This window comes from Tateyamaria sp. LSS28 (genome assembly GCF_059611725.1).
On record NZ_JCAPFI010000004.1, the window covers coordinates 303,934 to 325,824 of the forward strand.

Consider the following 21,891-nt stretch of genomic DNA (forward strand, 5'->3'; position numbering starts at 1 on the left):
TGCAGCACACCCGGCCAAGCGTTTTATACCATGCGCACAAGCACCTTACCGGTGTTACCGCCGGTATAGAGCAGATTGACGGCGTCCACCGCGTTCTCCAGCCCATCCACCACATGAAGCGGCAGTCTCAGCTCACCCGCCTTTACCCATGCGCCCAGATCGGCCTGCACTTTCGGCATGAGATCCATGTAATCGAGGATCACGAAGCCGCGGATGCTCAACCGTCGCATGATAATGTTGCGGAACATGTAGGGACCGGGCACCGGGTCCTTTTCCGTGTAACTTGAGATCAGTCCGCAAATCACGACACGCCCGAAGTCGCGCATATGCGTGAGCGAAGCGTCAAGAATGTCACCGCCGACATTCTCGAAGCACAGGTCGATGCCGTCTGAACAAGCCTCGCCAAGGGCCTCCGTCACATCCTGGGTTTTGTAGTTGATCGCCGCGTCGATCCCGAAGTCTTCTGTGAGCATCCGGCATTTATCATCGGAACCGGCAATGCCAATCACCCGACCCCCTTCCTCTTTGCCATTTGGCAGACCATCAACCCCACGGCTCCTGCCGCTCCACTGACAACAACTGTCTCGTTGTCTTGCAACTCACCGATGTGGTGCAGGCCGACATGTGCCGTGGGACCCGCGATGCTCGTGACGGCGAAGGCCTGCCCCAGATTTTCTTGCGCTGGGAAAGGCGTAAAACTTGTCTCATCGCCAACCACCTGGTTTGACCACGAGCCCATGCCAGAAGCAAAACTTCCAACTGGAAATTTGGCGTTTCTGCTTTCTATGACCTTTCCGACGACGAAGCCGCGCATCGGATCGCCGATGCGTACGGGATCCATGTAGATATCCCAGTCCGACACCCACACACGGTTCGTGGCGTCGAGGGACAGGTAGTGGGTCTTCACTCTGAACTGACCTTCCAACAGGTCAGTCAAAGTATGTTCCCGTAGGGTGAGGGTTTCTGTCGTAAATACATCGTTGGGGCGCTCGTTAAAAAACCAAGAGATCGCTGTATGTTTAGACATAATCTTTTCCCGGGTTGAAGTGTTGCACCAGATGGTGCAATTTCAATCCAAGGTTGAATTTCTTGCTTGTGCAAGGATTCTATGTTTCGCGGCCTGAAGCGCCAATCAAACTGCATCAAATTGCATCAGCGCTGCTCCGTGTTGGACGCTCTGCTTTCTGCTTGCTCTGGCTGGAGTGGGAGGATAGGCGGGTCAGCGGAGACGTGGCCGAGTGGTCGAAGGCGCTCCCCTGCTAGGGGGCTTAGATACTCACTAATTTCCATTAACTTTCAACTGCGTGGTCGTGGGTTTGGTAATGTCTAGTGCCAGATTTGTGTCACTTGTCTGGTCTATTAATCAGTGGATCTAGCTGAGGACTGAACAAATCGAGAAACGTTTCAGCTGTAATGACCGGCTGAGGTTCGAACGTTGGGGCATTCTCGTGCCAGTACCCTTCGATTTTCGCCATTCGCCGTTCTTCCCGCAGCAGATCTTGATTGATGTATGAAAAAAGATGCCGACTTCTGTCAGAAGTAAAGTCCCGGGAATCTGCCCGAGTTCGACGGTCGCAACCCTACCACCTACCGCTGGAATTAATTGCGCCGGTACATTCTTTAACGGCTGTCGAGCCATTAGTCTGACTAGATTTGCTGCATAGTTTGATGCGGCCTGTAGTCGGTTTTCCACTCGCCCACCAATTGGCTGTCTAACTACTTGCTTAACGACCACGCCTACAAGATCTAGGGTCAGGACCCGTTGATTTCCACGAGGTGGCGTGAGTCACGGTTCGAAAAAAAGAGCGGTGACCATGTCTGATCTTTTTTGGCTGACGGATGCGCAAGTGGCGCGTCTTGAGCCCTTCTTTCCCAAGTCCCACGGCAAGCCTCGCGTTGATGATCGGCCTGTCTTGAGTGGTATTGATCTTCATCAATCGCAATGGCTTACGGTGGCGCGATGCCCCTGCGGCATACGGGCCGTATAAGACGCTGTACAATCTTTGGAAGCGGTGAAGCGATAAGGGCATCTTTGCCCGGATAATGGTAGGTTTGGCCGCAGATCACGGCGAAGGGAAGACTGTGATGATCGACCCAACCTACCTGAAGGCGCACCGCGCAGCGACCAGTATGGGCGTCAAAGAGGGGGGCGTGGGCGTCTGATTGGGCGCCACCAAGGGCGGCATGAACACCAAGCTGCATGTGGTCTGCGATAGCAAAGGCCGTCCGCTGAACCTGTTTGTAACCGCCGGACAGGTTAGCGATTACATCCGTGCCCGCGATTTGGTGAGCAGCCTGCCAAAGGTGGAATGGCTGCTTGGCGATCGCGGTTATGACGTTGATTGGTTCAGAGAAGCTTTGAAAGATAAGGAGATACGCGCCTGCATCCCTGGTCGAAAGCAGCGCAAGAAAGGGGTGAAATACGACAAGCGCCGCTACAAACGCCGCAACCGGATTGAGATCATGTTCGGCAGGCTCAAGGATTGGCGGCGCGTGACGACCCGATATGACAGATGCCCGAAGGTCTTCCTATCCGCGATCGCTCTCGCCGCACTCGTCATTTACTGGCTATGAGTCCTGACCCTAGTGATCCTCCTCCAATGACGTGGTCCGTAGGTACGTTTGCAAAAATGGAGGATCAAGGCAGCATCACATTTTCCGGATGCTGGATCTGTGCGTTTACAACCGGGCCGGGGCAGCACGCTGTGTGGTCGTGTCGCGCAAGATAACCGACCATAAAAAATGGGGTTTGGCCCGAATAATCGCAATTGGCGCATCGCTTGATGACCTGCGCCCAACAGGTCCATCTATCACAGCTGGTTTCTGGTTTCTGGTTTCTGGTTTCTGGTTTCTGGTTGCTGCGTTGTTCGGTGACGGCCCTGCATTGCATAACGAGTGACCCTCTTTGGTTTCAACGGCGTGTAATGCGCGGTGTCTTAAAGTGGTCGAATCGACTGTTTTGTACAAGTGTAGTCAGATTGTTTGATGAATGATGTAACGATGTGCCCGGTGCCCTTCATGCGGTCCGCGAACTTACGTAGGGTTGGTTGAGCCGGAACCTTTTCAGCGTCGAAACAAGTCCGCGTACTAGTTAATTAACTCTGTAGAATGAGAATTATGGCGTTGCTTGCAGGGCTTGAAACACCATCAAGTCGTGGATACTGGCGAAAACTGCGAGTGGAGAGTCTTCACTTTCTCCGCCATGTGCATAGCCTTGCAGTGCCAACAACTCTCCGTTAAAAAATATCATTATGAATTTTTTAGACTAGTTGGGGAAAAATTATGGGTAACGGAATGGGCTGGACCCGAATGGGCTGGACCAATTGTGCTGACCACTATCGACGGACGTGCGAATTCACCGTCCTTCATGGAGTCGCTGTTTTCTTAACCTGGTTTGTTGTCGTTCCACTGCAATCAGCACTCTTGGGAGGTTGGCTAGGTGAGAAACTGTTCCTGGTTCCTGCGCTCCTTTTCTTGCCGACGGTGATAAAGGCGCTGGCTGCTTGGATGTACGGGTGGTGGGCCGTGCTATACATCATGCCGACAGCACTGTTGCAGTACGCCATCGTCGGGCAGCCATTCGATCAGATGCAGTTCATGAAACTGGCAGCTTACTTGATTTCGGCACCTGTTGTGCGGAGTTGCCTGGCGCGTATTGGTCTCGATCCTTCGAAGTGTCGCTCATTGCATACGTGGCGCTTTCTGATTGTGATTGTGGTGCTGTCATCAGTGATGCTGGCGGCTGTGTTTCTGATTCTGTATGCGCAAAACCTTTCGCTGCAGGAGGCCGGACTTTTTCTCGCGTTGTTTGTTCTGGGAGACATTGCAGGATCTGCATTTGTTCTGGTCGCTCTGGTGTTTGCGGTCAGGTTCAAAGAGCGCCGTCTGCGTACTGCTGGCGTGCGCCGGGAAATCTAAGCGGGCTTTCGTCCGCTACAACACTGTTCGGTTGGTGCCAGTCCGCCCTTCTGGACAGACGTTGGCGGATCATTGGTTGTCGTTTGCAAGCGACGGAGCCGTTCAGCGTAACGCGTGAAAGCTGCACAATCGAGCACAAGGCTTGTCTGACGACTACACCAAAGGTCAAAAAAGTCGACATGAGTGGTTTGTGGGGTGATCGCTGAGTGCCACTTAACACAATGCTATGCAAATGAGTTAAAAATTATCAAACTGATAAAAAAGTTGACGAATTTATCTTCTTAAAATATCAAAATGATAATTTTAAGTAGATGAGACAGGGGCCCTCATGAACAAGCCGCATCGTGGAAAATCATTGAACATCCCAACCGAGCAGCGCTCGATCATGGCATGTGCCGCTACCTTGGGCGAGCATCAGTTGGGAGCGATTGTCGTTTCGACCGACATAGATACGCTTGGAGTAGCGTCGACCTGCGCGAATGCGCGCGAAGTGGAAATACCAACCCAAAAAACCGCGCGAGTCCGGTTCTTGAAGAAATGGGCAAGAGAACAACGTCGGCGCGCCCGCAACGGTGGCATCTGGAGCTTGCTGATCCTGCCCGTATTTGCCAGCGCGGCGATGGCGCAAAGTGAGGCTGGCGATGGCATTGTATCGACAGCCGTTCAACCGGACGGCACATTACTCGTCACGTTTGAAGATGGATCCACTGTGGTCGTTCCAGAGGAATCTTACACAGTGTCTGCGGACGGTCAGTATGTCATCGATGCCAGTGTTCTGCCCGGTGCCGAAGCTGCAGTGGGCGGAGCAGCGGCAGCCGGACCCGGCGCCTTGGCCGGCGTGGTAGGCGCAGTTGGTGTCGCAGGGGGCCTGGGCGGAGGTGGTGGTGCCGCGGCTGCGGCAGCGACCACGACGGGCGTCGTTCTTGATGGTTACATCTCGGGCGCAACCGTGTTCAGAGATGCAAACGGCAATGGCGTCTTCGATGATGGTGAGACGTCGACAACCACCGATCAACAGGGCAACTTCTCTCTCGGTGGCGATACGAGCATTCCAATTGTCGCGGTGGGCGGGACAGACGTTTCGACTGGGTTGATCTTTGAAGGAACACTGAAAGCGCCTGCGGGTTCAACGGTGGTTTCTCCGGTGACCACGCTTGTTCAAGAGATCATCGAGGCAGATGATACCGGTGAGACTTCGATTGAAAGCGCGATCGCAACCGTCAATGCCGCGCTCGGCCTGCCCGAAGATACAGATCTTCTGAACGCAGACCCAGTAGCCGATGAAAACCAAGAGTTATTTGCCGCCGGTGCCAAGGTCGCAAACATCGTCTCAGTAGGCGTTGCGAACGGCGCGGACGAAGCATCTGTTGTCGAAGCTCTTGCCCAGGCAATTGTCGACGCGGAGGACGACGAAGAGCCGCTCAATGATGAAGCAATCATTGAAGATGTTATGACGGATGCGCTGGATGGCGAGCCAGGCAACAGCGACCTGGCGGCCGTTGCTGGAACGCTCGCAAACGCCAACAATGCAATCGACGACAGTGACATTGATGAAATTGCGGATGTGCAACAGGTGGTGGTTGGCCAGATTGCCGACGAGGTCGAAGACGGAACGGTATCTGAAGCGATCACGCAGGAAGACATCGAACAGGCAGCAGATGAGGCGATTGATGTCGTTGACGGTGCCGTGACGTTTGACACCGATGTTATTGGCTCCGACACAGATCTTTCCGTTTTCGGTGTGGAGATCAATTTCACGCTGGACAGCTATGAGGTGACTTCGGGTGTCGAGTTTGCTCTGACCATGGCTCAGGCGGATGGCCTGGTCATAACCGGCGAAGGTACGGTCAAGTTGGTGGGGGCCTTTGACGCGAGCGTCGATCTGTCAGGAATTGCCACGCAGATTGACGCGACCGAAGTCTCGCAGTTCGAACTGACGGTGAACGCTGCGCAGGCCAACGCCCTGGCTATCGATGTCGCAGAAGACGCATCTATTATTGTCGATGTGGACTATGCTGATCTCAGCCTTGATAACCAGTCTCTTGTGCCCGAAATCGACCTCTCGGGGATTTCGGTGAACGGCTCCAACGGACCAGTTGGCCTGTTCAACGTGCTTGATGCGGGCAGTATCGAAGACACGTTCAAGCTGCTGTGGAGCTATGGAGACAACGCATATTACGATGTGCTGCCGGGCGGTACGCCTGAAATCAATGCGGCAAACATCGAGCTTGGCAATCTGTATGCGCAGTACCTCATGGACGGCGGCGCGCCGATCCTGGATGTCGTCCAAACCAAGGTATCAGGCGAACCGAACTACGCTGAACGCCAGCAATCGCTGCACGACAATCTTCTCGGCAACATCAAGGACTCGGTGGTTGAGAGCCGGATCAACTCGGACGCTCTCGAAGAAGACAACCGTGACGCGGCCGGTCTGCAGTTTGGTGACCGCCCCATCTACAGCGGCACCCTGACCGATACCGACGACCTCCTTGCGACGCAGGTTTGGGATGTTGCCAACGGCATCCCACGCAGCGATTTCACCGTGGCCGATGGCGAAATCTATGTCCTGAACGGCGATACAGTCGTGGACGCAGATGATGGTGTTCTGGGAATCCAGCCCTTTACAGACTTTTCCGAAGCGATTGCTGCCGCAGGGGATGGTGCCTATGTCGTCGTTGGTAGCGGAACCTACACCGAGAACCAAAGCGTCGTAATCGACGGCTCGATCACCATCTTTGCCGAGGATGGCGCGGTTCTGGAAGGTGGCTTGCGTGCTGAAACCGGCGCATCCGAAAGTGTTGTCAGTGTCACCGGACTGGACATCGATGTGGCTGGCACGAACTACGGTATCTACCTCAATGGCACTGATCTTACGCTCAATGTCACGAACGTGGATATTGATGGTGGGGGCAGTTCAACGTCGCGCGGTATCATCAACCAGTCTGGAGCTGACCCAATCATTAACGTCAGCGGTGGCTCACTGACCAATTTGCAATCGGGGTCCTATCTGAACCCAGGCGCAACACTGAACATCGATGGTGCGTACATTGCCGGGAACACAGCGGGTATTGGCACGGATGACCCGGCGGCACTGAACATTACAAACTCGACGTTTGACGGCAATGAAGAAGCCATTGGGATCAGCGGTGATCACGACAACTCTAACGTCACGCTCAGCAACAACGACTATGTGACCGGAACAGATCAGGTGCTGGTATACTTCGCGCGGGAAGACCCCGTCGCAATCCCAGGCGAGCTTCAGGATGCGACAATTGTCCAAACCGTCGAAACCGATACCAAAGAGGATCTAGCAGTTGTTGTTGGAACGGATGGGGCCGATGTCATCGTCGACAACCCATCTGAAACCGTAATCGATCTGTCGGCCGGTGGTTCGGACTTCGTTCTTTTGACTTTGGATGGGGCGAGCGACGGTTACAATCAAATCTTGAATTTCACAGCGGGCTCAGCCGAAGGAAGCGACATACTGGCATTCCGGTACGAAGACGGAATCGAAAGCGGTCCGCGCGGTCAGGGCGTGGAAACCCTTGCAGAAGGCGCTGCCCTTGAGGCCGATACCGGTTTCGTCATATTCACGACCGAGTTGGCAATCACATCATCCTACGAAGAGATCGCAAGTTCGGGTCTTCAAGCCGATGAATTGTCCGAACTACTGACGGCTGCAGACGCTTTGGAGGGCGGCGACGACGGTTTGGTTGTTATGGCGGTTTCGAACGGTAACGATACGCTCGTGTTCGGCGTCGATCTTGACGAAAGCGCACCCGATGCCGATCGGGTCGTGGATTTGGCCTACCTGGAAAACGTCGCAACCCAAGACCTGACAGCTGATAACCTTTTCGACTTCAGTTCAGTAGCGGCCAACACCTAATCGAACTGCGGCAAGGGCCAAGCACATGTGTGCTTGGCCCGGTTTGAAGGACGCATATTGATGCCATTTGAAAAGTTAATGCCCGTTGATGCTCATCTGCAAGGCATGTGTTGGCAAAGGTTTACGGATTACAGTTTTTCAAAAGATGATCTGGGCAAAGCGATTGTCGCGGCGGAAGCAGGATTGGTTGCGAGTTTTGCTCCATTTCTTTTCCGGCGCACCGGCGATGAATACATGCCGTATGCACTGTTCTCGCTGTCAGGGACGGGCAATGCCTTTGTCTCACCGGATGGCGTTTGGAAAGGTACCTATGTTCCGGCCCGAATGCGCAGCGATCCCTTCTATCTGATGGGGCGCGGCTATGCGGCGATAATATCGGTCCGAAACGACGCCATTTTGAAGCACTCCAATGGCGCGTCCGAAAATCTGCCGTTTCTGACCGAAACCGGAAACCTGACGCCCCCGATCAGACAGGTTTTTCGTTTCTTGAAGCAGCTTGAGGAAGAAACAGAAAAGACGCAGCGGCTGGTGATGAAGGTCGCACGAATGGGGCTTCTGAAACCCTACGAACATCAAACTCTTACACGAGATGACCGCAACCAGCTTTTCATTGTGGACTTCAAAAAGGTACATAAAAACAAAGAAATACAGGAGTTAATTTCGAAAGATGTATCGTTGCATGGGTTGCTTCAAGCGCACGCCATTTCGCTGGCGCAGGTGAACCGATTACACGCTGCCGAAGCCAACCGCGCGGCCACGGGCCGTGGACATATCACCGCTCCGAAAGATGTCAGCGGGTTTCTCTCTGCGCTTGGCGATGCGCTGGAGTTGGAGAGCTGAAATGATGACGATCTCCAGACTGATGTTGCCTTTGATCGTTTTACTTGCCGCGTGCCAGTCGACTTACGATCAAGGTTTGGCCGCAGCGGACCAAATCGTAGCGGCTATTGGTGTCGAACCTGCGTCCGGGGTGTCCAGGCCGGCGGCGGATGTTCCGATGAGTGTGTCGTTTCAAAACAGCGCGTTCCGCCAGACGATCCGTGATGCGGTACTGAGCTTTCCCTCACTTTCCGGCCAGCAGGCCGGAATACAGTCAGCCGTCGCGCAGATGGATGCGGTCGTTGGAAATTTGCGTCCACAACTGATTTCAGAGCTTGATGCAGGGCAAACTTTGGTTGGCGGCGATGACGAAGCTGTCGCAGGTGTATCTCTGACTGCGCGGCAGCTTGTCTTTGACGGGGCGACAACAAAAAGACAGATCGCTCAGGCGCGTATCAATCAGCTTCGGCAAAGTTTTGCGTTGGATGGCCTGCTGTCCAGCCTTTCACAGCAAATGGTGTTAGCGTGGTTGAACCTGTGGCAACAGACACAGCTAGAGCGCTTGGCGAAAGAGGACGTCAGTGCCCATCAAGAGTTCCTTGATCGCACCCAGGCGCGTGCGTCCGGTGGTGTTGTTGCTCCAAGCGACGTGCTGCCAGCCCGCAGCCGTTTGGCCGACGCCAACGTCAGGTTGGCCCGGACGCAGGCTGCAGTCGGGCAAGCCGTGGCGAACTTCACGGTGTTGATTGGGCCCGCGCCAGCGACAATTGCCTTCCCGCCGACGTTGCCCCACTTAAGTGCTGATGCCGCGCGAAAAAAAGTTCCGCAAAGCAGCCAGCTCACGATGGTTCGATTGCAGTTGTCGCGCGCAATCAGTCAACGGGACGTGGTTGTGTCGCAACGCTACCCAGAGGTTTTTGTGGATTTGACGGGTTCCCGGGACGGCATCTTGGGAGGGGGGCCAGACCATGATGTTTCTATCGGGTTTTCGGTCGAGCATGATTTTTCGACAGGCGGGCAGCAGAGTGCGCGAGAACGTGAAGCGCAGAGTGGCATTTCTTCGGCACGGGCTGTCGTCGAAGAAGCGGAACTTCAACTTGGTCAATCGCTTGAAACCGCGCTGGCAAACCGCGAAGCGGCACGGGTAGAAGTTGATGCTTCAGCTACCGCCGCCCGTTCAAACAGGGAAAACCTCGACGTTGTTCGAGAGCAATTCGCAATCGGTCGTCGCAGCATAGTTGAAATCCTCGATGCACAGCGAGATCTTAGCCAGGCCTTGTCCAACGAAGTGACCGCGCGGGCTCGGCAGGTGGAAATCGAACTTGAGATACTGACACTCACCGGCGATTTGGCCCCTGTGTTTGGGATCGACTACGATCCGTATTCGGCAGTTCTGAACGGAAATGATCTGACCGTCGGGCCACCACTGTCCATTGATCAATAAGCTAGCGAAGTCAAAATCATGCCAGTGTCAGAGCCGCAATCCAAGAAGAAAGCCACAACGCTTCTGGACGCAGATTCGCTGGTGAACTGCCTTGTGGCAGCGGCTCGGGAGTTTGGCCAATCCTTGTCGCCAGCGTCAGTTCACGCGTATCGTGCCGGTTTGAATCCCGAATTTACGTTGGAAGACATAGTCGATTTGGCAGAACGATTGGGGTTTGTCGCAGGCCTTGGCGAGTTGGCGCCAGAACGCTTGGACAAGGATCTGTTCCCGGCAGTCCTGTTCGGCCAGTCCGGCCGAGCGGTTCTGGTAACAGACCTTCGCAAGGATGACTTTGTCGTATTGGACCCGACAATTTCGGATAGAGAAGCGGGCCTTGTCACACGTGAGCGTCTTGCATCCGCTTATGGGAACAACGTCCTGTTTCTTAGGCGACGCAATGGCGTCAACAACATCGAAAGCGTTAGCGACCGAGCGTTTCATTGGTTTTGGTCAACCATTTTTGATAACAAATGGGCTTATACTCAAGTGCTAATGGCAGCGGCTATCTCAAACGTGCTTGGGTTAGCCACGTCCATCTTCATTATGGTCGTCTACGACCGAGTTTTGCCAAATGAGGCGTTTGACTCGCTCATAGCGCTCACGGTCGGTATCGGTGTTGCGTTACTCTTTGACTTCTCCATAAAGTCTCTGCGCGCGGGCTTTATCGATCGTGCGGGGCAAAAGGCGGATCTCGTGATCGGTCGCCTGATCTTCGAGCAACTTTTGGACATGCAGATGCGCGCCAAGCGTGGATCGACCGGGGCGATAGCCAATGCGATGCGTGAATTCGAAACGCTGCGCGAATTCACGACATCCGCCACACTTGTTGGCGTCATAGACTTACCCTTCATCGCCCTGTTCATTTTCGTCATCAGTCTGGTCGGTGGACCGCTTGCGCTGGTTCCGGCGATTGCTGTGCCGCTTGTCTTGGTCATCGGGGTTGCCGTGCAACCCGTCATGAGCCGAATGGCGGATCGGAGCCATTCGGAGAACCAAACAAAACAATCGGTTTTGGTTGAAACTGTGTCCGGTTTGGAGACAATCAAAACGGTAGGTGCGGCGGCAGTTATGCGACAGCGATGGGATCGAGCACTGACCCATCAGTCTGGTTACTCTTCCAAATCCCGTGCTGTGTCCCAGTTTGCGTTGAACGCAACGGCGTTCGCTCAGCAAGCAGCGCAAGTCTTGATCGTGTTTTATGGCGTCTTTCTTATCACCGCCGGTGAAGTGAGCATGGGTGCGCTCATAGCGTGCGTAATCCTGACAGGTCGCACGCTTGCACCGCTCGCCCAGCTCGCTCAAATCATGTCGCGTTTCAGTCAAGCCAAGGCATCCTTCCGCTCCATAAATGAGCTGATGCAGCAACCCACCGAAAACCATCCCGCGCGGAACTGGCTTTCTCGTCCGCGTCTTGCAGGCAAGATCGAGTTTCGCGACGTCTTGTTTCGCTATCCGGAGGAAAAAATACCCAGCCTGAACAAGTTGTCGTTTCAGATCGAAGCCGGTGAGAAGATTGCCATCATGGGTAAGGTGGGGTCCGGCAAGAGCACAATTGGACGACTGATCACCGGTCTTTATTCAGCGGATGAAGGTCAGGTTCTGATTGATGACACGGATGTTACACATATCGCGCCGCACGACCTCCGAAACGGTATTGGATCACTCTTGCAAGACATCTGGCTGTTCAGTGGTACAGTCAGGGAAAACATCGCCGTCGGGGCCATTCGTGCCAGCGATGACGCGATACTCGAAGCAGCAAGACAAGCTGGAGTGAGCGACTTTGTATCGCGTCATCCGCTTGGTTTCGACCTGCGGATTTCCGAACGTGGGGATAAGCTTTCTGGCGGGCAGCGTCAGTCCATCGCATTGGCGCGCGCGCTTGTGGGACGCAAGCCAATCCTGTTCTTGGATGAGCCGACAAGCGCCATGGACGTTCAGTCTGAGGCCACTTTTATCTCTCGCCTTGCCGATACTGCAGCAGATTGCACGCTGGTCCTGGTGACACACCGAACCGCCATGTTGGAAGCGGTCGACCGCGTGCTTGTTCTTGAAAACGGGCATATAGTCTTTGATGGCCCGAAGGAAGCTTTGTTGCGCCAGAAAATGCGCTTGAGGAATGGACCTGTTGTGTTGTCAAATGCGGGGTGACGACACGTTCATAACCCTTATGAAACAGAGGCGGTACAATCGCAGTTTTCGCGGTTCCGTACTTTTGTTTTCCATCCTGCTTTTCTTCGTCTTCGCCTTTTTCTGGGCGGCAAGAACGGAAATCGACGATGTCACGCGAACAGACGGTCGGGTAGTTCCAAGCAGCACTCTCCAGGTTGTTCAGGCACCGGACGGCGGCGCGGTGAACGCTGTTCTGGTGCGCGAGGGCGATTTGGTCGAAACCAATGTTCTGCTCATGAAGATGGACCAAACTCAGTTTGCGGGACACTTGGATCAAGAGCGTCAACAGGCCTTTGCACTCAGAGCGCGCCTTGTTCGATTGCGGAGTGAAGTTGAACGACGCGACCTGGTTTTCCCCGAAGAGCTTGAGCGATACGCACCAGAATTGATTGCCTCGGAACGCGCCCTCTACAATGCCAGACAGATTGAACTCGCCGCAGAGATCGACGTGCTCGGTGTCCAGCGGTTACTGCAACTGGAGGCCTTGGAGGAAGCGGAAAATCTTCTTTTTTCAGCGCGGAACACAATGCGTTTGGTCAATCAGCAACTTCGCACCATTGAGCCATTGGTTGAAAGCGGTCTTGAGCCACAAACATCGCTTTTGCAGCTTCAGATTCAAATGAGTGAGTGGGAGGGGCGGCTCGCTCAAGCTTCGTCACAAGTGGTGCAAGAAAGGGCGCGGATCGAGGAGATTGATCAGAGGATCGCTGCCATGGACGTGCGGTACCAGTCGGAAGCCTTGGAAGACCTGAACCGCACAACGAGCGAACTGGCTGGTCTCAATCCGATGTTTGCCATCCTCGAACAGAGATTGCGTGAAACCGAGATCCGGTCGCCTATACCGGGAATAATCAACCAGGTGTTCGTTTCCCCGCACGGTGGCATCGTGGCCGCAGGCGCAGAACTTCTCGAAATTGTCCCGATCGAAGACAGTCTGTTGGTTCAGGCATACGTGCAGCCATCTGATATCGCCTTCTTGCACGTCGGGCAGCGCGTGAACGTAAAGATCACGGCTTACGATTTCTCGAGATACGGAGCACTTGAGGGGCAAGTGGATAGGATTAGCGCAGGGCCTTCAATACATCCTGAACGCGACGAGAGTGTATTCGTCGTGGATGTATCGACGAAAAACCAATTGAAAGACGCAGCCGATCAACCGCTGCCGATTGTTCCTGGCATGGTGGCAGAAGTCGAGTTGGTTTCGGGTCAGAAGTCAGTCCTGGACTATATCTTTCAGCCTGTCGTGCGCGTCAAAGATCGAGCTTTTCGCGACTAGGCGCCATCCGTTGTCATGACAAACGCGACGCCGCTGTCCAGAATTGTTTCAATCGTGCGTGACTGGCGCCACATCTGCGGTTGTTAGGCTCTGGTTCGTCGACTGCACAAACGGGTGTGGATTTTAAAATAATCATATTGACTTTTTTTGAAGGATTGTCAGAGTAATGCAATACGCTGTCGTCCAGTCGATAAATCGTCTTGACGGCGAAAACCGGATTTAGGACGTGACGCGATGGTCGAGCATGATGAACCCCCAGCAGACGGAGCATTTGTCGCGATCTGTTTCATTGGTGTCGTTGTCGGGTTCACGGCGATGGTCTTGTGGCTGTTTATCGGCGTATTCGTCTATTCCAAGCCCTTTTGGATTGCCTTTCCTCTGTACATGGCGTTTGGGACAGTCGGCGCGTTGGCCACGTCTCTGCTGATCGCATACAGAGCGGGAGCGGTTGACGACTCTTCAGTTGCCTCTCGTCAGAACCTTTCCGGTGACAGACGCGCGTCGACGGACCGCGGAAGTTTGTGCATGGTCGGCGGCAACGGTCATGATGGACCCCGACGGCGCGCCATTGCTTCAAAAAAAATTCATTATGATGAAAAATTGGCCAAACGCCTTGGTGCCAACCTTTGTGATGCTTCAATCGGTGACAGGTCCGACAACGACGCCGAAGAGACATTTGCCAAACCTTCGCCAGGCGTGTCTTTGTCCGACAAGTTGTTTGATCCCAAGCGGCACGCGAGCCAAAGATCATTGTGGATGGCTGACACAGCCGTTGCCTACTTCGGTGGGCCAGGCCTTGAAAACTTTCCGGACATCTCAAGCTGGGCAAATCAAAACCGCGAAGCTCTTGTTACGCTGTCACCGGGAGAGGCAAACTGGAATGTCATCCAAAGTTTGCTTGATGAGACAAGCTTGTGCTTCGTGGACTCTGACGCGATGGGCGATCTCGAAGATACAGTGGATCTTTGCCTAAGGCTGAGGAACTGCGCTCCTGCGGTACATCTTATTCTAATTTCGAGCGAGGTGCGGGGCCACGATCTAACGGCGGAACGAGCGGCTATCTGTGATGCAACGCTGAAATCACCACTCACGGAGCGTGCCATTGATGCCGGAGTATCTGCTGCAAGCAACAACTTCGTTGAAAAGTTCGTGGCTCCATTCAGCCCTCTTCGCAAAAAAGGCAACGGTCCAGCCTAGCCCCTCTTTGACTGGCCGAATGCAAATCCAATGCGAAGGGGTGAGTTCCTGCCGTCCGCTGAATCTACCCCCAAGATAGCACTTAGCGGACGGCAGGGCTTAACTCTCCCGCGTGCGAAACCTTGTCTATCCTCGAACAGTATCAAATAGCTTCGCCGCCGGCGTCAAGACGCCGATACGCGTTGATGTAGCTGTTTCCTTGCCGTAGACAGAAGTTGGGCTTACAGGACAAATGAATTTGACGCGAGGTCAGCATTTGATCAGATTGACTTTTTTCAGTCAGAAATGTAGCGATTGACACACTGACCGCCATGCTTTTTGAGAGTAAATGCATCAAAAATTGAGACACCGGCGGTGGTAAGGAATATTATTAGGACGACAAGGGGACAGAACTTGCGATGGCCAGCCGCCAAGACCGACTTGTAAGACTTAGCTGTCCAAAGAATAAGCAGGTTGTTGCAGCCTGATGCGTAGGTTGCTGACAATCAAATTACCCAGACTACTTTTCTACTATGCGATCAGAATAGTGTGTTGAGGTTCGGGGCAAGGTCTAAGACATTTTATGAACGATAGCAGTAAAATAACAACGGTTGCGCGTCTCCGTGAACTGCTTGCCACTATGGAACAGGACCTTGGCCTTGAGACACTCAGCGCCAATGAGTTGGATGTTCTGTATGTGGTCAGGCTGCTTTGTGATGAGAAAACATCGTCCGTGGCCGAAGCTGCCGACATACGTGCACACGCGATCACACGGCACATGAGCCAACCAACTCTCAGTCGGACAGTGAGAGCGCTTATCGAAAAAGGGTATCTTGAAACGGCACCTAACTACAAAGCGAAGCGCTACAGATTGGGTCCGAGCGCCGCTGAGATCTAAGTAGATTAGTCAAAGGAATGACGGTCTTGTGTTTTTGGTTGCTGTCCGAGGTTCGTGAGTTTGAGTGGCCTGGGGCGGCGTGTGCCAAGGCGTAAATTGTCTTAAGGCTCTCCAGTATTGGCTGAACGTGAAGGCAAGACCGAGCGCACTTCTGCGCTGTGTCCAACCCGGCTCAAACCCATCGCAGACGTGAGCATGTCGTGTTGTCGAACGGGCTATCGCGCGGCGCAGATCATCCTCAGCCAACTGCTTCAGTCTTGCATGCAAGGCGGAGGGGGCCGCTCCCTTTTCACGCCCGGGGCCATTTCAGCTTGGGGCGATCACCTAGTCGGGGTCGGGAAGTGGTGGCAATTGCCTCAGGTATAGGATGATTGCATCCAGGTCATCCGGGGAGATTCGTGCGAAGTATTTGTAACCCATCGGTGGCAGCATCCTGCTACCGTCGGGACGCTGGCCCAAGGTTATCATGACTTTGAGCTCATCATCTGTGTAGTTGGACACGCCGTCATTGTGGGGAGTGAGGTTGGGCGCGCGGGATGTTCCCCAAGGCCCATGAAACTCATGTCCACCTGCCCCAAGGTGAGTGTCCAGCATAGGGCCCTCGGCTCCAAGTGTTGTGTGACAGTCAACACAATGGGCAACGGGGCCGGCGAGGTACTCTCCGTACTCGACTGTGACGCCCTCTGGGATGGAAGGAACGCTGACGATGGCTGGGCCATAGTTCTGCGGGAGCGGGATGTTGTAAACGGAAGGCGGTGTTTCGATGTTACTCGCTGGAACCGTCCGTAGAAACATCACAATGGACATCAGATCATCGTCCGAAAGCCCGCGATAGATAGCGACCGGCATTGGTGGCCCGATGACGCTGCCGTCAGGTCGAATGCCTTCGCGAATTGCGCGCGCCAGCTCTTCATCTGTCCAATTTGCAATCCGGCTGCCGGGTGTGATGTTTCCTGCCCACGCTTCGAACGCATCAGATTTTACTACAAGGAAGCCAGCAAGTTCTTTTGACATGTCCGGCCCGTCGGTCCCTTGTGGCGTATGGCAATTTCCACAGGCCGCAGGACCTCGTACCAGGTATTCACCGCGCTCCAAACTGGGTCCGGCGCCCGCAGCGAGCGGCAATAGAGCAAGAAAAACGATAAAGAAATATCTATACATGTGGTTCCCTATTCGCGGTTTGCGCAAAAGCGAATGGATGTGATGGAGCCGCAGCTCTGGCACTCTGCACAATTGCGCCGGGTATCTGCCGAACTCTGTCCCGAACAGGATCAAAGGTCTCGCCAATAGTGTGAGCACTCTCATGCTATTGCAATAAAAAAATTCAAAATGAATTTTTATTCATCCCGTCCCTCTGCACTCAAGGTTGATCTCGTGCCGGAGGCTTCTGATCAGTCTTCGACGGAGTTTGGGTGCGCGGACTTGGCCCGCGAGCAGAGGATGCATCGAGGAGCATTGTTGATCGAAACGCCGCAATAGGTCTCGCCCCACAGCCTGCCTACTCCTCGTGAACGGCAATATCTTCGTTCCAAAGCGCGGGTTTTTCGAAGATGAAGCGTTCCATCAGCGCGATGCAATCCGGATCGTCTGCAATAACGACCTCAACACCTTTCGAGCGAAGAAAGCTCTCATTGCCACCGAAGTTCTTGTTCTCGCCAATGACTACTCGAGGGATCCCGAACTGGATGATCGTACCGGAGCACATCATGCATGGGCTAAGCGACGTATACAGGGTCATGTGCCGATAGGTTTTCTGCCGCCCTGCTTTCCGCAGTGCATCCATCTCTCCGTGCGCGATCGGGTCCCCTTTCTGGACGCGCTGATTGCGCCCACGGCTTACGAGATGGTTCCCGTGCGCAAGGACAGATCCAATAGGGCAGCCTCCTTCCTTGAAACCACACAGTGCCTCCTCATAGGCAATCCGTAACAATCGCCGATCAGTTTCGTTTAGCATAGGTGTTAACTCCTTTCTCAGACAAAAGGCTCCATCAGAGCCTCTCTCTTGCAATTGCCGTTGCCAGCCTCGGGATCATCGTGCTTGGGCGTATGGCATCGCTGAAACGGTTCGATTTTATCAATAGGGTTTGATGCGCGTGCGCCACCTCTCTTACCGGTTCTCTTCATCGGTAGGTTGGCTCCTTGTTTCTCAGCCGCTTGGATTGACAACGACCATCGTATCGGTGGCAACAGGTATCCGCTCTCGTACTTGTCCGCAGGCGCGAAGCCGGAATGCCCTGTCAGATGCCAATCAATTTCAGCTAGACCGCGCCGTACAAAGGACGATTATCGGCCTTGTCCGTAATTGGTCAAAATGAGAAATTAAACTGGAAGCTTTTCGATGTCGAGGCAAGTTTGACCTCCAATTGAGCGTCCTGGACTCCAACACCCATCCAGCGTGCCCAAGGGGACTGAGTAGGCGCTTGAGCGCAATTTCCGCTCTCGCCCTGGGCTGCTTCGCTTCACTTGTCTTGTTTTCCCCCGCCTGGTCTCAGTCATAAGCAGGGATTGTTCAGGCAAGATCGGAAGAGATAACTATCTGAATCAGATGGTAATTTTCTAGTGTGACGCCCGAGACGTGGGCGCTGATAACTTGTCACTCGGATGAATGCCGGCAAACCGTAGTTGGCATTGCGTCACGAGCGGAGTATTTTTGCCCCTATGACGATGCTGCCCCATACGGAATTCGACACTGCCACGTTTGCGGTGGAGGACCGTTTGGATGCTGTGGTCGACTTCTGGCGAAACTATCTATCGTTCAAGTTCGATCCTGGTCGGAATGACTTTTTTCTGAATACGAATGTTTGGTGGATAAGCGACTGCACTCTGGTTCATTCCCTTGCCGCACCGATGACATGTCTGCGACCGCCTCCACCCGATGAAGAAGCCTTGATTTCTATTTCTTTCCTTAGGTGTGGCACACAGGACTATTTCGCTGGCGACGCTTTGCGACGTCAGACTCCAGATGCCGTGCACGTCAGCAGTCATCGCGATCAGATGCTCCGACGCTGCCATACCGACAGTGAAATCATCATTCTCTACGTACCCAACAGCAGGCTTGGCCTGTTCCCCGGTGAGCTGCTGCCGAGCCGCATTTTCCCAATAGCGACACCTGTTGGGGCAGTGCTGCTCTCGATGTTGCTTAGGTTAAGGGAGACCTTGGATGAATGCATGCTCGAGGATGGCGGCATGTTGGCGGACGGAATCTGCGCTTTTCTCGAACCTGTGTTGCGTGACGTTGCTGATCTTAATGCCGCAGCTGCATCCGAAATGCGGCGCGCAGCGATCCAGCGTTACATCGAGATGAACATCAATAACCCGTCGTTGGACCCTAGCCTGCTTTGCGAACGGTTTGGAGTGTCGCGCGCGTCGCTATATCGCTTATTCGACGAAGCGGATGGTGTGAAGGCATACATTGCAAGACGCAGGACGCAACTTGCCATGGCCGAACTGTGCCGATCACCTGCTCGACGTGGTAACGTTCGAAGTGTTGCCGAGAAATTCGGTTTTCATGACAGACGGCAATTCAATCGGGCGTTTCGCAAGTTCACGGGCACAACTCCGATCAGTGTCATCGGGAGCTCGATCTCTGGCGCGCCAGATTTCCACAGTGCAACGAATTTGCCCGTGAGACGCGGGCGGCGCAGGCCGTTAATTCTTTCTAGCGCTTCGCAGAGCGTTCCCAGATAAAGGGGTGAGTGGACGGGGTAGACTTCCCCATGACCAGCCGGCCTCTCTGGTTGACGGTCCTGTGAGAACTTCAGCTTAAGCTGATTGGTCGGGTCCGAGGTGTCATTTGAGTCTGGTTAGGTCGACCTGACATTGATGCAGACAAAATGGACAGATTGGACTATCATTCGACAACCGACCGAGCTGCAACTGCGCGCTGGGAATTTTGCCATAGTGTCGAAACCCCCTGGGCAAAACGGTGGCTGAGTATGGCCCCTGAGCAAGAATGGGGACCGCGAAAGTGTCGTTGGGATGACCGTGCGGGCTAAAGCAAATCCGGTGATGCGAAGCCATCAAATACTCTGCGGATCGTACCACAATGTCGAATTCAATCCTCGGTGTCCCCCAAAATGCTGCGCCCGACGCGCAACGTGAGATCCGACAACAATGTCGGCCGGTCAAGTTCACGGCAACAACGGCTAGCGTGGATGCCAAGGACCGATTGGATTACTGGAACTGGATTCAACAACCCGCCTTTTCGCTGTGGCCGACTGACGGACGAGCGGACGGCCTCAATGCGTCGCTTGACTGGTGGCATACGGGCGAAGTTGCCTTTTCTGATATTCGGTTCAGAACTGATGGCAAGCGCCCTTGCGTATTCGAACTTGGACGGCTCAATCGCGAGGTCTTGGCGGTCCGCGCATTTCGGCACTCGAACCAAATTGGGCTTCTTGGCAACGAAGAAGTCGCCTTCAGAGCCGGCGAAGTGCACATTTACCCATTTGGCCGAGAAGGTCGCTTCATTACGAGCCATGTGGACCATGTGACGGCCTACATTCCGTTCGCCATGGTCGGCTACGACTTGTCCAAATCATCAGAGCACATTGTATTTAAATCGAATTCGGCTGTCGCACGCATTCTCAATGCTACTTTGTGCTCGACGTTTGACATCATCGACGACGCCACCGCTAGTGAAGCACGTGCGTTGGGCCAGTCCTTTACAGGACTCGTGCGCAGCATTATCGACAAGTGTCACGGAGGGCTTAGCAGGCGCGAAGTCTTCGAGCGCGCGAGGGGGGCTGCACTGCGGTCCTTCATTCACGACCACCTGTGTGACCGCGACTTGACTATCGACTTGATATGCAGCGCCTTTGGTGCGTCGCGGGCCACGGTCTATCGCGAATTCGAGCCGGTCGGCGGCATCGCCCGCTATGTCAAACGCCAAAGGCTCCAGAGGGCGATGTTGGATCTCGCTATGACGGCGGGCGCCCGCGGTGTGATTTCCGAGGTCGCGCGGAAGTATGGTTTTCAGGAAACCAGCAGCTTCACACGGGCGTTTCGGGATCAGTTCGGCGCGGCGCCAAGCGATTATGTTGGCCAAGTGGATGGTTCAAGGGCACTTCAAAAGGAATTCAACAAGGGCTGGTTGTCGCCGTCGGCGACGCAAATTGACAGTTGGTTTGTTTCAAATCGCTAGATCCTTTCCACGACAGGACAGTGTGAAGTGCCACGTTTTGGTCTGATGCGCCCAAATCCTGACCAGAGGTAATGTGATAGCCTGCCTGGGGATCGGCCGGGTACTACTGGCATTCCTGTTGGAAAGAACCACTACGCGAGATCGAGCCGCGGCTCGAGACGACAATGATTGGCACCGCCGGCGGCCGACATCTGGGCGTCTACAAAGGCCTGCATCATGTCCTCTTCGCAGACAAAGCACCTATAAGGGAAATTTTGGATGAGCAAGATTTTTAGATAGCTAGCGAGACCGTGTGTCCTCAAAACTGAGACGCCGCGCTAACGACACCAAAAGCACGGTGCCTTATGAAAGAGCGCTCAAACCTTAGGGAGTTATAACACCCTAAACCCAAGCGAGTCAGAACCGTAGGGCGACCATGTATGGAGGAGCAATGAGAGCAACTGCGAGGACGGATACACGCCAGCTTGAATACATCAATTGCCCGGTCGAACGACAGCTGATCGCGGACCAGAATGATTTGTTCCGAAGGGCTTGGCCGCTCGCACCAATGCTGGGCCGTTTCAAGATGGCAAGTGACATCGCCGCTCGATCAGGCGAATTTCAATTGGCCTGCCTTGAGGCCGTCCGACACTACGACAATTTCACTCTGGACACTGATCTACAGGGCACACATCGTACCGGCGCGTTCAAGGTAGAAGGCGAAACAGTCTGCTTTGAGATATCGCTCTTGGACGAGACATACAAAAACCGCTCTGCAGCCCCCGCTGATCTGGGCAAGACAAGGCGAGTCCTCACGATCTATTCTCCACAGGATCTGTAGCTACATTGCGCAGCCAGGGCTTTACGGATCAAACCGATCCCCCGGTACCACTCGACGCATCTGGGAAGTGAAGCTCCATTTCGGCAGCTACCTTTCTTCGAGCGACTCAGCGTAAGAGACGCGGCCGCGACACACTAGATGAGCCGGGTCTTTGCCAACCAATCGCATCAATTGCTCGGCACAGTACCGGCGCTTGTTCTAACTTACGATAGGTACCGGGCCCGAACCAATGCAGTAAGGGTTGCCATCAACGATCATTGTGCCGCTGCCCAAAGGAGGGTGCCAATACGACCAATTGCCACC

General features: G+C 54.2%; 15 protein-coding genes and 1 pseudogene. 12 read left to right on the forward strand and 4 right to left on the reverse strand.

Annotation, left to right across the window (positions count from 1 at the left end; genetic code table 11):
- Nucleotides 1-23 precede the first annotated feature (23 nt).
- Together AC53L6_RS14040 and AC53L6_RS14045 are read right to left on the reverse strand one after the other, a co-directional pair.
- The gene (locus AC53L6_RS14040) at nucleotides 24-473 is read right to left on the reverse strand and encodes a zinc-binding dehydrogenase (protein WP_496908287.1); all 450 of its coding nucleotides are present in this window, start codon (nucleotides 471-473) and stop codon (nucleotides 24-26) included.
- Between the two features lie 32 nt (nucleotides 474-505).
- The gene (locus tag AC53L6_RS14045; protein WP_496908288.1) at nucleotides 506-1,027 is read right to left on the reverse strand and encodes an MDR/zinc-dependent alcohol dehydrogenase-like family protein; all 522 of its coding nucleotides are present in this window, start codon (nucleotides 1,025-1,027) and stop codon (nucleotides 506-508) included.
- 787 nt (nucleotides 1,028-1,814) lie between these two features.
- On the opposite strand from AC53L6_RS14045, the pseudogene AC53L6_RS14050 reads away from it, so the two are divergent.
- From AC53L6_RS14050 to AC53L6_RS14090, 9 genes and pseudogenes are all read left to right on the forward strand, one after another.
- Nucleotides 1,815-2,574: pseudogene (locus AC53L6_RS14050) on the forward strand (IS5 family transposase).
- A gap of 708 nt (nucleotides 2,575-3,282) precedes the next feature.
- Nucleotides 3,283-3,918: a hypothetical protein gene (locus AC53L6_RS14055; RefSeq protein WP_299769713.1), complete on the forward strand. Its 636-nt coding sequence runs from the start codon at nucleotides 3,283-3,285 to the stop codon at nucleotides 3,916-3,918.
- Between the two features lie 328 nt (nucleotides 3,919-4,246).
- Nucleotides 4,247-7,804 carry a hypothetical protein gene (locus AC53L6_RS14060; RefSeq protein ID WP_496908289.1) on the forward strand — a complete coding sequence of 1,186 codons (3,558 nt, stop codon included), beginning with the start codon at nucleotides 4,247-4,249 and terminating at the stop codon, nucleotides 7,802-7,804.
- Between the two features lie 60 nt (nucleotides 7,805-7,864).
- Nucleotides 7,865-8,644, forward strand: coding sequence for a SapC family protein (locus AC53L6_RS14065; protein ID WP_496908290.1), 780 nt, complete (start codon nucleotides 7,865-7,867; stop codon nucleotides 8,642-8,644).
- 1 nt (nucleotide 8,645) lies between these two features.
- A complete protein-coding gene (locus AC53L6_RS14070; protein ID WP_496908291.1) occupies nucleotides 8,646-10,067 on the forward strand; it encodes a TolC family protein in 1,422 nt (473 codons plus the stop codon).
- An 18-nt stretch (nucleotides 10,068-10,085) separates the two neighbouring features.
- Nucleotides 10,086-12,254 carry a type I secretion system permease/ATPase gene (locus AC53L6_RS14075; protein ID WP_496908292.1) on the forward strand — a complete coding sequence of 723 codons (2,169 nt, stop codon included), beginning with the start codon at nucleotides 10,086-10,088 and terminating at the stop codon, nucleotides 12,252-12,254.
- A 64-nt stretch (nucleotides 12,255-12,318) separates the two neighbouring features.
- A complete protein-coding gene (locus tag AC53L6_RS14080) occupies nucleotides 12,319-13,551 on the forward strand; it encodes an HlyD family type I secretion periplasmic adaptor subunit (RefSeq protein WP_496908293.1) in 1,233 nt (410 codons plus the stop codon).
- Between the two features lie 234 nt (nucleotides 13,552-13,785).
- Nucleotides 13,786-14,748, forward strand: a complete 963-nt coding sequence (locus AC53L6_RS14085) for a hypothetical protein (RefSeq protein ID WP_496908294.1) — start codon at nucleotides 13,786-13,788, stop codon at nucleotides 14,746-14,748.
- A gap of 619 nt (nucleotides 14,749-15,367) precedes the next feature.
- Nucleotides 15,368-15,625: a MarR family transcriptional regulator gene (locus AC53L6_RS14090; protein WP_299671192.1), complete on the forward strand. Its 258-nt coding sequence runs from the start codon at nucleotides 15,368-15,370 to the stop codon at nucleotides 15,623-15,625.
- 324 nt (nucleotides 15,626-15,949) lie between these two features.
- Here AC53L6_RS14090 and AC53L6_RS14095 read toward each other — a convergent pair whose 3' ends face one another.
- Both AC53L6_RS14095 and AC53L6_RS14100 read right to left on the reverse strand, forming a co-directional pair.
- Complete coding sequence (locus tag AC53L6_RS14095; RefSeq protein WP_299698819.1) at nucleotides 15,950-16,639, reverse strand: cytochrome c; 690 nt, start codon at nucleotides 16,637-16,639, stop codon at nucleotides 15,950-15,952.
- 484 nt (nucleotides 16,640-17,123) lie between these two features.
- The gene (locus AC53L6_RS14100) at nucleotides 17,124-17,579 is read right to left on the reverse strand and encodes a nucleoside deaminase (protein WP_496908295.1); all 456 of its coding nucleotides are present in this window, start codon (nucleotides 17,577-17,579) and stop codon (nucleotides 17,124-17,126) included.
- A 704-nt stretch (nucleotides 17,580-18,283) separates the two neighbouring features.
- Between AC53L6_RS14100 and AC53L6_RS14105 the strand changes: the two genes are divergently transcribed.
- The 3 genes from AC53L6_RS14105 (at nucleotide 18,284) to AC53L6_RS14115 (ending at nucleotide 21,588) form a co-directional block, all read left to right on the forward strand.
- Complete coding sequence (locus AC53L6_RS14105; protein ID WP_496908296.1) at nucleotides 18,284-19,312, forward strand: helix-turn-helix domain-containing protein; 1,029 nt, start codon at nucleotides 18,284-18,286, stop codon at nucleotides 19,310-19,312.
- Between the two features lie 358 nt (nucleotides 19,313-19,670).
- Nucleotides 19,671-20,768 (forward strand): helix-turn-helix transcriptional regulator, encoded by a 1,098-nt coding sequence (locus AC53L6_RS14110; RefSeq protein ID WP_496908297.1) that lies wholly within the window; start codon nucleotides 19,671-19,673, stop codon nucleotides 20,766-20,768.
- Nucleotides 20,769-21,198: 430 nt separating this feature from the next.
- A complete protein-coding gene (locus AC53L6_RS14115; RefSeq protein WP_496908298.1) occupies nucleotides 21,199-21,588 on the forward strand; it encodes a DUF3768 domain-containing protein in 390 nt (129 codons plus the stop codon).
- Nucleotides 21,589-21,891: the final 303 nt, after the last annotated feature.

Excerpts from the sequence above, each read along its gene's own strand:
- AC53L6_RS14040 (WP_496908287.1), bottom strand. The coding sequence starts at position 473 with ATGCTCACAGAAGACTTCGGGATCGACGCGGCGATCAACTACAAAACC.
- AC53L6_RS14045 (WP_496908288.1), bottom strand. The coding sequence starts at position 1,027 with ATGTCTAAACATACAGCGATCTCTTGGTTTTTTAACGAGCGCCCCAAC.
- AC53L6_RS14055 (WP_299769713.1), top strand. The coding sequence starts at position 3,283 with ATGGGTAACGGAATGGGCTGGACCCGAATGGGCTGGACCAATTGTGCT.
- AC53L6_RS14060 (WP_496908289.1), top strand. The coding sequence starts at position 4,247 with ATGAACAAGCCGCATCGTGGAAAATCATTGAACATCCCAACCGAGCAG.
- AC53L6_RS14065 (WP_496908290.1), top strand. The coding sequence starts at position 7,865 with ATGCCATTTGAAAAGTTAATGCCCGTTGATGCTCATCTGCAAGGCATG.
- AC53L6_RS14070 (WP_496908291.1), top strand. The coding sequence starts at position 8,646 with ATGATGACGATCTCCAGACTGATGTTGCCTTTGATCGTTTTACTTGCC.
- AC53L6_RS14075 (WP_496908292.1), top strand. The coding sequence starts at position 10,086 with ATGCCAGTGTCAGAGCCGCAATCCAAGAAGAAAGCCACAACGCTTCTG.
- AC53L6_RS14085 (WP_496908294.1), top strand. The coding sequence starts at position 13,786 with ATGGTCGAGCATGATGAACCCCCAGCAGACGGAGCATTTGTCGCGATC.
- AC53L6_RS14090 (WP_299671192.1), top strand. The coding sequence starts at position 15,368 with ATGGAACAGGACCTTGGCCTTGAGACACTCAGCGCCAATGAGTTGGAT.
- AC53L6_RS14095 (WP_299698819.1), bottom strand. The coding sequence starts at position 16,639 with ATGTCAAAAGAACTTGCTGGCTTCCTTGTAGTAAAATCTGATGCGTTC.
- AC53L6_RS14100 (WP_496908295.1), bottom strand. The coding sequence starts at position 17,579 with ATGCTAAACGAAACTGATCGGCGATTGTTACGGATTGCCTATGAGGAG.
- AC53L6_RS14105 (WP_496908296.1), top strand. The coding sequence starts at position 18,284 with ATGACGATGCTGCCCCATACGGAATTCGACACTGCCACGTTTGCGGTG.
- AC53L6_RS14110 (WP_496908297.1), top strand. The coding sequence starts at position 19,671 with ATGTCGAATTCAATCCTCGGTGTCCCCCAAAATGCTGCGCCCGACGCG.
- AC53L6_RS14115 (WP_496908298.1), top strand. The coding sequence starts at position 21,199 with ATGAGAGCAACTGCGAGGACGGATACACGCCAGCTTGAATACATCAAT.